Genomic DNA, 14,092 nt, shown 5'->3' with positions numbered 1-14,092 from the left:
ATCCCTTCCGTAACATAGGGAGCGAAAAATGAAATTGTCTAAAATTGCCCTCGTCAGCGGCATGCTGATCATGGCCATCGGCGGAATTGGCGGCGTTATGCTGATGGGCTACATCGTTATTTTGCATAACGGGTAATGTAGCCCTGCAGGCGTTCAAAGAGGCGGTCGGTAACGATCGCCGTCAGCGCCACCAGGATGGCCCCCTGAATCACGTAAGCGGTGTTAAAGCCGCTAAGTCCGATGATAATCGGCGAGCCGAGGGTGTTGGCCCCCACCGTTGAGGCAATGGTTGCCGTACCGATATTAATAATGACCGAAGTACGAATCCCCGCCAGAATTACCGGCGCGGCCAGCGGTAACTCAACCTTACGCAACACCTGCCAGCGGCTCATGCCCGCGCCAAAAGCAACTTCCCGCGTGGTTTCCGGTACCGCACCAATTCCCGCAAGCGTACCCTGCACAATAGGCAACAGGCCGTAAAGCACCAGCGCAATAATCGCGGGCTGCTGTCCAAACCCCATCACCGGCACGGCAATCGCCAGCACCGCTACCGGCGGAAACGTCTGCCCGGCAGCGGTAATTGTCTCTACCAGCGAGCGAAACTCCAGGCCCCACGGGCGCGTCACCGCAATCCCCAGCCCCATGCCAATCACAATCGCCACCACGCTGGAAATGCCTACCAGTATCAGGTGCGCCAGCGCCAGCGCGCTGAAGCTCTCCTGCTGATACATCGGCCTCGCCAGCTCGGGAAACAGCCAGCTGAACAGCCCGGCAGTATGCGGCATCGCATAAAGCAGCCCGATGAACAGGGCGATCAGCCACAGCAACGGATCACGAACCAGACGCATGGTCACCTCGCACCAGATCGCTGAAATGGAGCACCCCGCAGTGCGCGCCCCCTGCATCGACTACCGGCAGCCGCTCACACTGCCTGTCCACAAATAAAGACAGCGCTTCGCGCAGGCTCAGCTCCGCCGGAATCGCCTCGCCGACCATATGTTCGTCGGCCCGCACGCTGTTTGCCACCTGGCGCAGCGACAGCAGGCGTAAGCCAAGCTCGCTGCGGCCGAAGAAGTCGCGGGCGAAATCATTCACCGGGTTAGTCAGCAGCTCTATCGGCGCGCCCTGCTGCACCACCTGGCCCGCGTCCATCAGCACTATTTTATCCGCCAGGCGCAGCGCCTCTTCAATGTCATGGGTCACCAGCACGATGGTGCGCCCGAGCAGATTATGGATGCGGATAATCTCCTGCTGGAGCGCCGCACGCGTCACCGGATCCAGCGCGCCAAAGGGCTCATCCATCAGCAGCACTTCCGGGTCGGCGGCCAGCGCCCTCGCCACACCAACTCTCTGCTGCTGCCCACCGGAAAGCTGATGCGGATAGCGATCCCGGAACTGGCAGGCCTCCAGCTCCAGCAGCTCCAGCAGCTCGTCAACGCGGGCGTTGATTTTCGCCTTCGGCCATTTCAGAAGCTGCGGCACGGTGGCGATGTTCTGCGCCACCGTCCAGTGGGGAAACAGGCCGATAGACTGAATCGCATAGCCCATACGGCGACGCAACGCTTGAGTATCAAAATTGCGGATCTCTTCCCCGGCAAAGCGAATGCATCCCTCGTCGTGCTCCACCAGCCGGTTTATCATCTTCAGCGTGGTGGATTTACCTGAGCCGGAGGTGCCAATCAGCACCGTGAACTGCCCTTCCTGGATGTTCAGCGACAGATCTTTAACCGCCGCTTCCCCCTGGAAGTATTTACTGACATGGTCAAATTCGATCATGGCTGTCTTGCCTCCAGCAATGAAATTAAAAGTTTAAACAGCGCGTCCAGCAGCACAGCGAGCGCTATCACCGGAATGACGCCGAGCAGCACAAGATCCAGCGCACTGCTGAGCAGCCCCTGGAAGATGATCGCCCCGAAGCCGCCCGCGCCTATCAGCGCCGCGATAACCGCCATGCCGATGGTCTGCACGCACACGACTCGCAGGCTGCGCAGCAAAACCGGCATCGCCAGCGGCACTTCCGCACGCCAGAAGATTTGTCGCCTGGACATGCCCATGCCTTCGGCGCTCTCAATGACGTTACGCGGAACATGATGCAGCCCCGCCACCACGCCGCGCACCAGCGGCAGCAGCGCGTATAGCACCAGCGCGATCAGCGCAGGCGTTACGCCAATGCCGCTTACGCCGATAGCCGCAAGCCAGGGAAAGCTTTTTACCAACCCGGCAAGCGGCGCAATCAGCAGGCCGAAAAGCGCCACCGATGGCACAGTCTGGATAACGTTCAGCACCGAGAAGACGGACGGCTGCCATTCAGGGCGCTGATAGCACAGCACGCCCAGCGGGACGCCAATCAGCAGCGCGGGAACCAGCGTCCCCAGAAGCAGGGCAAGGTGGCGGGTCAGCGCATCATCAAAAACGTCCTGCCTGTTGGCATACTCTTTTAACAAGGAGAGATCGGCAAAGTAGCCGCTCAGCAGCAGGGCAACGGGGACAATCCAGATTTGCAGATTCAGCAGCAGCCGCCAGAACACTTTCGGCGTGAGCCGGTTAATGGCATCCGCGCAGAGCAACAGGCAGAGGGCCAGCGACAGCCACAGGCCACTGCCCGGCGACGTTCGTGCCAGGCTACTCCCCTCTTCCGCAAAGTGCGTCGCGGTTTTGCCCATGACTAAAAGCGCGCCGATGAACATCGCTTCGCCAACGAGTAGCGTCAGTACGAGCGGGAGTTTGCGCGTGGGCAGCAAAGTGAGTGTAGCCAGAATAATCGTGGGGATCAGCAGCAGGAGAAATGCATGCCCGGGAAGCTGGCGCAGGGCCATAGGCTCCCCTGAAACCAAACGGTTTGCAGCATAGTTGATAAAGGGTAAAGCAGCGCCCGCCGCCACCAGCAAAATCACCAGCAGCAGGAGGACGCGATTATGGATTTTCGGCAAACTTACATCCTGTTAGTTTTGTCGGACGAGGCCATGCTTATCCGATCTGGATTTTTGTCGGATGACGCTGCGCTTATCCGACCTACGTATTGGCTGACGACGCTGTGTTTATCCGACCGTTTTTTGTCGGATGACGCTGCGCTTATCCGACCTACGTATGGCTGACGGCGCTGGGTTTATCCGACCTACGTATTGGATATGTGTTGTAGGGTGGATAAGCGTATGCGTCATCCACCGCTATTTCGTCGATGGCCTACTTCACAAAACCTTTTTGCTTCAGATAGTCCGCCGCCACTTTTTTCGCATCCAGCCCTTCTACGGCAATGCTGGCGTTCAGCTGCTGGAGGGTTTTCTCATCAAGCGATGCAAAGACAGGCTTCAGCCACTCGTCAAGCTGCGGGTAGGCTTTCAGCACCGCTTCACGCACCACCGGCGCAGGCGCGTAAATCGGCTGTACGCCTTTCGGATCGCTTAAGGTTTGCAGGCCAAGTGCCGCCACCGGACCGTCTGTGCCGTAGGCCATTGCTGCGTTCACACCGGAGGTTTTCTGCGCGGCAGCCTTGATGGTCACGGCTGTGTCGCCACCGGCCAGCGACAGCAGCTGATTCTGGTCCAGGTTAAAGCCATAGGCTTTTTCAAACGCAGGAAGCGCATCCGGCCGTTCGATAAACTCCGCCGAGGCCGCAAGCTTAAATTCGCCGCCTTTTTTCAGCCAGGCGCTTAGATCGTCCAGAGAAGTGAGTTTGTTCTTCTCGGCCAAATCTTTACGCACCGCAATCGTCCAGGTGTTGTTAGCTGGCGCAGGCGTAAGCCAGACGAGATGATTTTTCTCGGCGTCGAGCTGCTTAACCTTTTCGTAGCCCTTGTGCGCATTCTTCCACACCGGATCGTTGTCAGCTTTAAAGAAGAACGCCCCGTTGCCGGTGTATTCCGGGTAGATATCCAGCTCGCCCGAGGTTATCGCCCCGCGCACCACCGGCGTGGTGCCCAGCTGAACTTTGTTGACGGTTTTCACACCGTGGCTTTCAAGCACCTGCAGAATGATGTTACCCAGCAGGGAACCTTCGGTATCGATTTTAGAGCCGACCTTTACCGGCTCGGCCGCCTGAGCGCCCGCTGCCAGCATCAGTAATCCCGCCATGCCAAAACGCGCTTTTAAATTCATGGTGATTCCTCGTTGTTGTTCTTTACTTGAAAATCAGGGAGTCACAACAAGAATAGCCGAGATTGAACCGGCCGGGGAAAGCATAAAGGGTAATAAATTATGGATGATGCTATTTCGGATTATGCTAGTTGGCCCTCCCCCCGGGCGGGGGAAAAGGCCAGCAGAGTGACGGAATTACTGCAGTTCAAACTCGCCGCGCTTCACGCGGACGGAGTCCAGCCCAACGAAGACGTTGAACTTACCGGGTTCAGCATCGTACTTCATCTGCGCATTCCAGAACTTCAGCCCCTCGATATCAACAGGGAAGCTGACCGTCTGGGTTTCGCCAGGCTTGAGGGTAACTTTCTTAAAGCCCTTAAGCTCCTTAACCGGACGGCTCATGGAGGCGGTGACATCCTGCAGGTACATCTGTACTACCGTTGCGCCCTCGCGGTCGCCGGTGTTTTGTACCGTTACGCTCGCTTCGACTTTGCCGTCGCGCGTCATGGTCGGCGCGGACATTTTCACGTCGGACACGCTGAACGTGGTGTAGCTCAGGCCGTAACCAAACGGATAGAGCGGGCCGTTCGCTTCGTCGAAGTAGCGGGAGGTGTACTTGTTCGGCTTTTCAGGATTATACGGACGCCCGGTGTTCAGGTGGCTGTAATAGGTCGGGATCTGGCCCACGGAACGCGGGAAGGACATCGGCAGTTTGCCCGACGGGTTGTAGTCGCCAAAAAGCACGTCGGCGATGGCGTTGCCGCCCTCGGTGCCGCTATACCAGGCTTCAAGCATCGCGTCCGCCTGCTGATCTTCTTTCACCAGCGCCAGCGGACGGCCGTTCATCACTACCAGCACCAGCGGTTTTCCGGTCGTCTTCAGCGCGGCAATTAACTCACGCTGGCTTTGCGGCAGCACCAGATCGGTACGGCTTGACGCTTCGTGCGCCATGCCCTGTGCTTCACCCACAACCGCAACAACCACGTCAGCATTTTTGGCAGTCGCAACCGCCTCATCGATCATCTCTTTCGGAGTACGCGGGTCGACCCTGACGGCTTTCTCGTATTCGTTGAGGAAGTCGACGATGCCTTTATCATCGGTGACGTTCGCGCCCTGTACATGGACAACTTTCGCTTTGTCGACCACCGCGCTCTGGATGCCCTGCAGCACGGTAACGGTTTGATCCGCTACGCCCGCCGCCGACCAGCTGCCCATCATGTCACGCTTGCTGTCCGCCAGCGGGCCCACCACCGCAATGGTGCCGGACTTTTTCAGCGGCAGGGTTTGTTGACGGTTTTTTAGCAGCACCAGGCTTTCGCGGGCCACTTCGCGCGCTTCTTTGCGGTGCAGGCGGTTTTCGGCATTGGTGTCCGCCGGGTCAGATTCTTTCGGCCCTAAGTGGCTGTATGGGTCATTAAACAGGCCCATATCGTACTTCACGTTCAGCACGTGGCGCGCGGCATCGTCCAGCTCGGCCTGGGGTACTGCGCCGCTCTTCACCAGCTCCGGCAGATATTTGCTGTAATACTCGTCGCTCATGCTCATGTTGATGCCAGAATTGAGCGCCACGCGCACCGCGTCTTTTGGGTCACTGGCCACGCCGTGTTTGATCAGCTCTTTGATGGCGCCGTGATCGGAGATGGTAATGCCTTTGAATTTCCATTCGTCGCGCAGCAGGTCTTTCAACAGCCAACTGTTGGAGGTGGCCGGCGTACCGTTGATGGAGTTTAGCGCCACCATTACGCCACCGCTGCCCGCGTCGAGCGCGGCTTTGTACGGCGGCATATAGTCGTTGAACAGGCGCTGCGGGCTCATGTCGACGGTGTTGTACTCTTTGCCGCCTTCCACGGCGCCGTATGCCGCGAAGTGCTTGACGCTGGTCATGACGGAGTAGCGGTCGGCCGGGCTTTTGCCCTGCATGGCTTCAACCATGGCGCGTCCCATGATGGAGGTCAGGTAAGTATCCTCCCCAAAGCCTTCAGAAACGCGTCCCCAGCGCGGATCGCGGGACACGTCCACCATCGGTGCCCAGGTCATATTCAGTCCGTCGTCCGCTGCCTCATAGGCAGAGATGCGTCCGACGGTTTTCACCGCGTCCAGGTTAAACGAAGAGGCCAGCCCCAGGCTGATAGGGAAAACGGTACGCTGACCGTGCAGCACGTCATAGGCGAAAAATAAGGGAATTTTCAGACGGCTGAGTGACATCACCTGATCCTGCATAGTGCGGATGTCGTGGCGGGTAACGGTGTTGAAAATGGCCCCTACCTGCCCGTCTTTGATCATCTCACGAATGGCTTCTTTCGGGTTATCCGGCCCGACGCTTATCAGACGCAGCTGACCAATTTTCTCGTCGTTGGTCATTTTTGTCAGTAGATCGGTAACGAAGGCGTCGCGTGCCTCCGGCGTCAGGGGATGCGGGCCGAACATCTCGTCGGCCAGCGCGGGCTGCAGCGCAAGGCTGACCGCAATACCTACAGAACAGAGCCATTTCATGGGCGTCACTCTCATACTCAGGCCGCCCGGCGGGGGCAGCGCTTGATAATAAAGCCAGCAGTGTGCCACAAGGTTACCTCGGTAAGAAGATCTGCAAAGATGTTAAATGCTGATTTTTCGAACATTTCAGAGTAATACATGGCGTTTTGCGAGCTATGCTAGAAAGCAAGAATTTTTGTGCCATCACAAGGAGTGGGACCATGTCCGTAACTGCACATTCAACAACGAAAAATTTTATCAATGAACTGAATCGCCTGGTGGGTAACACCCATGTGCTGACCGACGCTGCCAAAACAGCACGCTACCGTAAAGGCTTTCGCTCCGGGCAGGGCGAGGCGCTGGCCGTGGTTTTCCCCGGCTCGCTGCTTGAGCTGTGGCGGGTGTTAAGCCTCTGCGTGAGCGCAGACAAAATCATCCTTATGCAGGCGGCGAATACCGGCCTGACGGAAGGCTCAACGCCAAACGGCAGCGACTACGATCGCGAAATCGTGATTATCAGCACCCTGCGCCTGGACAAACTCCAGCTGCTGGATGGCGGTAAGCAGGTGCTGGCCTTCCCTGGCAGCACGCTTTATCAGCTTGAAAAAGCCCTTAAGCCGCTGGGCCGTGAGCCGCACTCGGTAATTGGCTCCTCGTGCATTGGCGCCTCGGTAATTGGTGGGATCTGCAACAACTCCGGCGGTTCGCTGGTGCAGCGCGGCCCGGCCTATACCGAAATGGCCCTGTACGCCCGCATCGACGAGCAGGGTAAACTGACGCTGGTTAACCACCTGGGTATCGATCTGGGCGTCACGCCGGAGCAAATTCTCGGCAAGCTTGACGATGAACGCATTAAGCCAGAGGAGATCCTCCACGATAACCGCCAGGCCTCAGACCATGACTATGCGCAGCGGGTTCGTGACGTGGAGGCGGATACCCCGTCGCGCTTTAATGCCGACCCGAGCCGTTTGTTTGAAGCCTCCGGTTGCGCCGGGAAGCTGGCCGTGTTCGCGGTGCGCCTCGATACCTTCGTCGCTGAAAAGCAAAATCAGGTGTTTTACATTGGCACCAACCAACCTGAAGTGCTGACCGAAATTCGCCGCCATATGCTGGCGAATTTCAAAAATCTGCCCGTGGCAGGCGAGTATATGCACCGGGATATTTACGATATCGCTGAAGCTTACGGCAAAGATACTTTCATGATGATCGACAAGCTTGGCACCGACAAAATGCCGTTCTTCTTCACCATGAAGGGCCGTACGGACGCCATGCTCGAGAAAGTACCGTTCATCAAGCCGCACTTCACCGACCGCCTCCTACAGTGTTGTAGCGCCCTGTTCCCCCGCCATTTACCGGCGCGCATGAAAGAGTGGCGCGATAAGTACGAACATCACCTGCTGCTGAAAATGTCAGGCGAAGGCATAGAGGAGGCGCGGGCCTGGCTGGAAAGCTATTTTCAGCAGGCGGCAGGGGCGTATTTCTCCTGCACCCCGGAAGAAGGGGCAAAAGCCTTCCTTCATCGCTTTGCCGCCGCTGGGGCAGCCATACGCTATCAGGCTGTTCACAGCGAGGAGGTTGAGGATATCCTGGCGCTGGATATCGCCCTGCGGCGTAATGATCAGGAGTGGTTTGAACGACTGCCGCCGGAAATCAGCAGCCAGGTCAGCCACAGCCTCTACTACGGACACTTTATGTGCCACGTCTTCCATCAGGACTATATCGTGAAGAAAGGCGTGGATGTCCACGCGCTGAAAGAGCAAATGCTTGAATTGCTGCGCGTTCGTGGCGCTCAATATCCTGCAGAGCATAACGTCGGCCATTTGTATGAGGCCCCAGAGACGTTAAAACAATTTTATAAGGCGAACGACCCGACAAACAGCATGAATCCGGGCATTGGCAAAACCACCAAGCACAAGTGGTGGGATGAGAGCGCTTGCAGCCATACAAATACGCATGCCCCCCATTAAGATCCCCTGTCAACTGCCGATTTTAGGACTGTTTTTCGGCTATTTTTCGTACTAGATTAGCGGGATCCCGGGCGGAGAATATATGGTCCGCCCGCCTCCCAGCGCAGAGGTGCGAAAATGTCAGTGGTTGAAACGTTACCGTTCGCGAAGCTGAACGTTCGGGAAGCTACCCTCGACGATATTCCTGCTATCACCGCCATTTATGAATGGCATGTCCTGCACGGCCGCGGTTCATTTGAAGAAACGCCCCCTTCTGTTCAGCAGATGGGGGAGCGTTTACGCCTTGTTCAAGAACAAGGCCTGCCGTGGCTGGTGGCCCGCTACGGGGAAATTGTCGTCGGCTACAGCTACGTCACGGTTTATCGCCCTCGCCCGGCTTACCGTTTTACCCTCGAAGATTCCGTGTATATCGACGCCAGCATGACCGGGCGTGGTATCGGCAGGGAGCTGCTGGGCGCGCTGATTGAGCGTTGCGAGCAAGGCCCGTGGCGGCAGATGATTGCGGTAATTGGCGACGGCGAGAACAACACGGGCTCGTGTCGGCTTCACAAACAGTTCGGATTCGAAAGCGTGGGCAGCCTGAGAAGCGTGGGGTTCAAGCTGGGCGGCTGGCGCGACACGCTGATTATGCAGCGCCCGCTTAATGACGGCGACTGGAGCGTGCCTAAATCATTGCTTTAAATGGATAGCTGAGATTTGATGTCGGATGGGAGATGTCGGATGACGCTAGCGCTTATCCGACCTACAGCAACCACGGTGTTGTAGGGTGGAAAAACGAAGCGTCTTCCGCAAAAAGTCAGTCTGCCTGCGAACCATTCACCACGGAATTACTCGCCATCTGCGCCGCTTTTTGCTTTTTATATGCCAAAGCCGATCCCGGGACCGGGGTTATCTTGCCCGTTTCCAGGAAGGATCGCAGACGGTTAGCATCTGCGAAATGGGTGTACTTGCCGAACGCATCCAGTACCACCAGCGAAACTGGACGATTGTTAATCACGGTGCGCATGACCAGGCAGTGGCCGGCGTTGTTGGTGAAGCCCGTTTTGGTCAGCTGAATATTCCAGTTGTTACGATACACCAGGTGGTTAGTGTTGCGGAACGGCAGCGTGTACGGTGGGTTACTGAAGGTTGCCATATCTTCCTTCGTGGTACTGAGCTGGCCCAGCAGCGGATACTGCTTCGTGGCGATCAGCATTTTACTGAGGTCACGCGCCGTCGAGACGTTATCAATCGACAGCCCTGTTGGCTCCACGTAGCGGGTATGGGTCATGCCAAGAGATTTGGCCTTCGCGTTCATTGCGCGGATAAACGCATCGTAACCGCCAGGGTAGTGGTGCGCGAGGCTTGCCGCCGCCCTGTTCTCCGAGGACATCAGCGCCAGCAGCATCATGTCTTTGCGGCTGATTTTACTGTTCAGGCGCACCCGAGAATATACCCCTTTCATTTCCGGCGTGTGGCTGATATCCACGCTGAGCAGTTCATCCATTGGCAAATGCGCGTCCAGCACCACCATCACCGTCATAAGCTTGGTGATGGAGGCGATCGGCCGCACGAGATCGGGATGGCTGGAATACAAAACTTTATTGCTCTGCAGATCGACAATCATTGCGCTGCCGGAAGCAATTTCTTGCCCGGCGCTGGACGCCTGACTCACGGTTTTGCTCGCCTGGGCAAGCGGTGCCAGCGGCACGGTTATCATCAGCACAAGGCTGAACAACGATAGACGGATTTTAGTCGGCATGATGGCGCTTCTGTGATTATTCATTTATGTGATGTTGCCGCTGCACGGGTTCATGAGCTGAATGAAACGAACGGGGCGCCAGCATAATACTCTGGCGCCCCGGAAAACCGCTACTGGAGAATCGTAATCATGGAGATAACCTTGCAGACTCAGAACAGTCTGTAGCCGTATCCCCACAGGATAACCGCCAGCGCGAGCAGAACTTCCAGCACCAGCACGCCGATGGCAAGCGTCGACCCGGAGAAGCTCATCCCTTCATCTTTGTTGATGTTCAGGAAGTCAGGCACGCCAACATAGAGCAGATAACCAGTGTAGATCAGTGCCGCAGCGCCCACCAGCACGCACAGCCAGACCAACGGATAGAGCGCAACGACGCCGCTCAGAAATAGCGGAGTGGCAACGTAGCCCGCAAAGACCATACAGCGTGCAAGTGAGGGCCGCCTCGGGTAATTCCTCGCCATCCACCAGATGACGCGCCCCATGACGGCCACCCCCGCCAGCATCAGCGCATAGAACAGCACGCCGAGCCCGAAGCCGGTAAATAATGAGAGCTGAACGAAAGTGCCATCGCCAAAATTCCAGCCGATTTGCGTGGTGCCGATAAAGGCGCAAATCACCGGGATGGCCGCCAAAATCAAAACGTGGTGGGTGTAATGATGCGAGACGGTTTCGTTCTCGCGCTTAATTTCCTGCATTTCACGATTGGGATGGGAAAGCAGTCCCCAGACATGGTTCATAAGGCCTCCTGTCATGTAAATCCGCGGTGTGAGCAGTGACTTAATTATAAGCTACAGCGGCAGATAGTTTTTTAATCAACTAAAAATATCTGCCCCGTTGAGGCGCGCACCAGACTCAGGCATGTATGCTTAAAGGGTGTTTATAAAAAGGAAACCGACTGAGTCTGATGGATATCAACAGTTTAATTGAGCATTACGGTTATGCCGCGCTGTTACTGGGCAGCATGGCTGAAGGAGAAACAATTACGTTACTCGGCGGAGTGGCTGCCCATCAGGGGCTGCTGAAATTTCCGCTGGTGGTGGTGTCCGTCGCCCTTGGCGGCATGATTGGCGATCAGCTGCTCTATCTGCTGGGACGGCGCTACGGGGACAGAATTCTTTCCCGCTTTAAAAAGCATCAGAAGAAAATCACCAGGGCCCAAAAACTCATCAACCGCCACCCTTACCTGTTTGTCATCGGCACGCGTTTTATGTATGGCTTTCGCATCATTGGCCCGATACTTATTGGCGCCAGCCGCCTGCCGCCGAAAATCTTTCTGCCGCTGAACATTGTCGGCGCATTGATTTGGGCGCTCCTGTTCACCTCGCTGGGCTATGTGGGCGGCGAGGTGATTGCTCCGTGGCTGCATAAGTTAAACGAGCATGCAAAACACTGGATCTGGTTAGTGGCCGTGGTTGCTCTTGTATGGCTTGCCCGCTACTGGTTTAAGCGCCGCGAAAGCAAAGAGGATGATTAGCCTTTCGGTTTGAAATGAGGGTTAGCGATCATAAAGCCCCCGTCAACGATAAACGACTGTCCGGTGGTGTAGCTGGCGTGCTCCGAGCACAGCCAGGCCACCAGGCTCGCAATCTCTTCCGTCTCGCCAAAGCGCCCCAGCGGGACGGACGGCAGCGCGGCACCCTTGCCCTCACCTTCTTTCATATCATTCATCGGCGTGGCGATAGCGCCGGGCGCCACGGCGTTCACCAGAATATTGTGATGCACCAGCTCCATCGCCATCGATTTTGTCAGCCCGCCCAGCGCGTGCTTGGCGGCGGTATAGGCGCAGGCATCTGGCAGAGGAGAATGCTCATGGACGGAAGTGATATTGACGATTCGCCCGCCGCTTCCCTGGCTGACCATGGCCCTTGCGGCTTTCTGCGAGCATAAAAAAGCCCCGTCCACGTCAACGGTAAACAGCTTTCGCCATTCATCAAGGGTCACATCAAGAAAGGGATTTTTGCTCATCGCCCCCGCATTGTTGACCAGCGCGTCGATGCGCCCGAACCGGCCAATCAGCTCGTCGATGCCTTTTGCTCCATCGGGAAGATTGCTGAGATCCAGCTGGACCGTTTCGGCCCGTCGCCCCACCTCCCGCACTGCACGGGCGGTTTCCAGCGCACCCTGCTCGTCAGAATGCCAGGTAATGCCAACGTCGTAACCTTGTTCCGCCAGCATCAGCGCGCATTTTTTGCCGATGCCAGAGTCCGCTGCCGTCACAATGACGACTTTATTCGCTGCGCTCATCACCACCTCCCGTTACCTTTATTCACGAAAAGTAAGTATAGAAGGTGATGAATGTTTCGCCGTTACCGTACTCAGGCCTTGTAGCCACCGCCCAGCGCGCTGATCAGCTGCACGTCGGCATTAAGCCACTGGCCGTGAAGCCGTAGGGCTTTCGCCTGCTCTGACAGGTCCGGCAGCGTCGCGGCGCTGAGGCGAGCGCCAGAAATCAGCCCGGCGTTGTAGCGGGCACTGGCGAGCGTTTTGAGCTTTTGCGTGCCTTTCAGTATGGCCTGTTGATGCTGATTTTCTGCGGCCAGCGCCGTCATCTGGCTGGCTGCTTTCTCAACGTCATCTACCGCGCCGACCACCGCTTTGTTGTAGCTGGCAATCGACAGGTTGCTCTGGGCGCGCACGATATCCAGATTTGAATTCAGACGACCACTGTCGAAGATAGGTAGCGTCAGGCCACCCACCACGCCCATCTGCTGGGCCGATCCACGGAACAGATCGCTCAGATGCAGGGCATCGTTTTGCAGGAAGGCGGTCAGATTCACGTCCGGGTAGAACGCCGCTTTGGCCGCATCGACGCTGCTCAGTGAGGATTCGATATACCAGTGTGCTTCCTGCAAATCAGGACGGCGGGCCAGCAGCTCGTAGCCCAGCGAGTCAGGCAGCTGGGCTTTTACTTCCGGCAGCGGTTTACGCTGGATTTTCGGCACCGGCTGGTCACCTACAATCGCCTTGAGCTGGGCAGTGACAATGTTCATGCGTCCGCTCAGGTCATCCAGCTGCTGCTGGGTTTTGACGAAATCAATGTGGGGTTCCACGCCTTCCACCGACGAGTTGATCCCCTGTTGATAAAGCTGGGTATCCACGTTAACAATGTTCTGCTCGGCCTTCAGGGTTTGCTGGAGCACATCCTGCAGCGCGAGAAGCGTTTGCATATCCCAGTAAAGGCGCACAACGCTCGACGAAATAACCTGCTGCGCCTGTGCCAGCTCGGCCTGTTTGGCTTTCACCGCGCCAATTCTGGATTCCACTTCCGCACGATCTTTACCCCACAGGTCAAGATCCCAGCCTGCCGTCACCCCGAATGTACCGTTAGTGTAGTAGGGACCTGTGGTGCCCGAAGCTGGATCGGTATAGGCAAACGGCCCCATTAATCCTTCCGCCGACAGTTTCTGGCGTTCAACATCGGCAGAGAAATCCATGCGCGGCCCACCGTTGGATTCGGCCATCTGCGCCTGGGCCTGCGCAAGCTTGATGCGCTGCTGCACAACGGCCAAATCCGGGGAGCCGTTCAATGCCTGGCTGACCAGCTGGTCAAGCTGCGGATCGTGATAGTTTCGCCACCAGCCCGACCCCGGCCAGCCGTGAACCAGGGCAGGCGGCAAACCTGTCTCGACCTGTCGGGCAGGAACTTTTTGCGCCAGTTCAGCATCGTCTTTATGCATTAAAGCGCAGCCAGAAAGAGCAAACGACAGCGCTACGCCGAGCGCCGCCAGTGGGAAACGTGAGGAAGTCATAGTCAGCCAGAAATAAGAATGGAGAGACACAGGTTACGCATATCGACACGTTAATTTTTAGGAAACCGTGGCAATCCACTCCTGAAAAT

Annotated in this window: 13 protein-coding genes; 4 read left to right on the top strand and 9 right to left on the bottom strand. The window is 57.0% G+C overall.

Annotation, left to right across the window (positions count from 1 at the left end):
* The first annotated feature begins 28 nt into the window (after positions 1-28).
* Positions 29-136, top strand: a complete 108-nt coding sequence (locus tag ACA108_06940; protein ID XEX97239.1) for a hypothetical protein — start codon at positions 29-31, stop codon at positions 134-136.
* On the opposite strand, the gene ACA108_06935 is transcribed toward ACA108_06940, so the two are convergent.
* The 5 genes from ACA108_06935 to bglX form a co-directional block, all read right to left on the bottom strand.
* Positions 117-848 (bottom strand): ABC transporter permease, encoded by a 732-nt coding sequence (locus ACA108_06935; protein ID XEX97238.1) that lies wholly within the window; start codon positions 846-848, stop codon positions 117-119. The genes ACA108_06940 and ACA108_06935 overlap by 20 nt on opposite strands.
* Positions 832-1,776, bottom strand: coding sequence for an ABC transporter ATP-binding protein (locus tag ACA108_06930; protein XEX97237.1), 945 nt, complete (start codon positions 1,774-1,776; stop codon positions 832-834). Before ACA108_06930 ends, ACA108_06935 begins: the two co-directional genes overlap by 17 nt.
* Entirely contained in the window at positions 1,773-2,930 is a 1,158-nt protein-coding gene (locus ACA108_06925) for an ABC transporter permease (GenBank protein ID XEX97236.1), read from the bottom strand. The genes ACA108_06930 and ACA108_06925 overlap by 4 nt, the downstream gene beginning before the upstream one ends.
* Positions 2,931-3,183: 253 nt before the next feature.
* Complete coding sequence (locus tag ACA108_06920) at positions 3,184-4,071, bottom strand: ABC transporter substrate-binding protein (GenBank protein XEX98039.1); 888 nt, start codon at positions 4,069-4,071, stop codon at positions 3,184-3,186.
* 198 nt (positions 4,072-4,269) lie between these two features.
* Complete coding sequence (gene bglX / locus ACA108_06915; protein XEX97235.1) at positions 4,270-6,567, bottom strand: beta-glucosidase BglX; 2,298 nt, start codon at positions 6,565-6,567, stop codon at positions 4,270-4,272.
* 200 nt (positions 6,568-6,767) lie between these two features.
* Here bglX and dld point away from each other — a divergent pair, with 200 nt between their 5' ends.
* Both dld and ACA108_06905 read left to right on the top strand, forming a co-directional pair.
* On the top strand, positions 6,768-8,513 hold the full coding sequence (gene dld, locus ACA108_06910; GenBank protein XEX97234.1) for a D-lactate dehydrogenase: 1,746 nt from the start codon (positions 6,768-6,770) through the stop codon (positions 8,511-8,513).
* A 117-nt stretch (positions 8,514-8,630) separates the two neighbouring features.
* A complete protein-coding gene (locus ACA108_06905; protein XEX97233.1) occupies positions 8,631-9,194 on the top strand; it encodes an N-acetyltransferase family protein in 564 nt (187 codons plus the stop codon).
* A 115-nt stretch (positions 9,195-9,309) separates the two neighbouring features.
* On the opposite strand, the gene pbpG is transcribed toward ACA108_06905, so the two are convergent.
* Both pbpG and ACA108_06895 read right to left on the bottom strand, forming a co-directional pair.
* Positions 9,310-10,254, bottom strand: coding sequence for a D-alanyl-D-alanine endopeptidase (gene pbpG, locus ACA108_06900; protein ID XEX97232.1), 945 nt, complete (start codon positions 10,252-10,254; stop codon positions 9,310-9,312).
* Positions 10,255-10,403: 149 nt separating this feature from the next.
* Entirely contained in the window at positions 10,404-10,991 is a 588-nt protein-coding gene (locus ACA108_06895; protein XEX97231.1) for a Yip1 family protein, read from the bottom strand.
* 167 nt (positions 10,992-11,158) lie between these two features.
* Between ACA108_06895 and ACA108_06890 the strand changes: the two genes are divergently transcribed.
* Positions 11,159-11,728: a DedA family protein gene (locus tag ACA108_06890; GenBank protein ID XEX97230.1), complete on the top strand. Its 570-nt coding sequence runs from the start codon at positions 11,159-11,161 to the stop codon at positions 11,726-11,728.
* On the opposite strand, the gene ACA108_06885 is transcribed toward ACA108_06890, so the two are convergent.
* Together ACA108_06885 and mdtQ are read right to left on the bottom strand one after the other, a co-directional pair.
* Complete coding sequence (locus ACA108_06885; GenBank protein ID XEX97229.1) at positions 11,725-12,498, bottom strand: SDR family oxidoreductase; 774 nt, start codon at positions 12,496-12,498, stop codon at positions 11,725-11,727. The two genes, ACA108_06890 and ACA108_06885, sit on opposite strands and share 4 nt — an antisense overlap.
* A gap of 71 nt (positions 12,499-12,569) precedes the next feature.
* Positions 12,570-14,003 carry a multidrug resistance outer membrane protein MdtQ gene (gene mdtQ, locus ACA108_06880; GenBank protein ID XEX97228.1) on the bottom strand — a complete coding sequence of 478 codons (1,434 nt, stop codon included), beginning with the start codon at positions 14,001-14,003 and terminating at the stop codon, positions 12,570-12,572.
* Positions 14,004-14,092: the final 89 nt, after the last annotated feature.

It is taken from the genome of Dryocola sp. LX212 (genome assembly GCA_041504365.1).
GTDB lineage: Bacteria > Pseudomonadota > Gammaproteobacteria > Enterobacterales > Enterobacteriaceae > Dryocola.
This window is presented reverse-complemented; position numbering and strand designations above follow the sequence as displayed.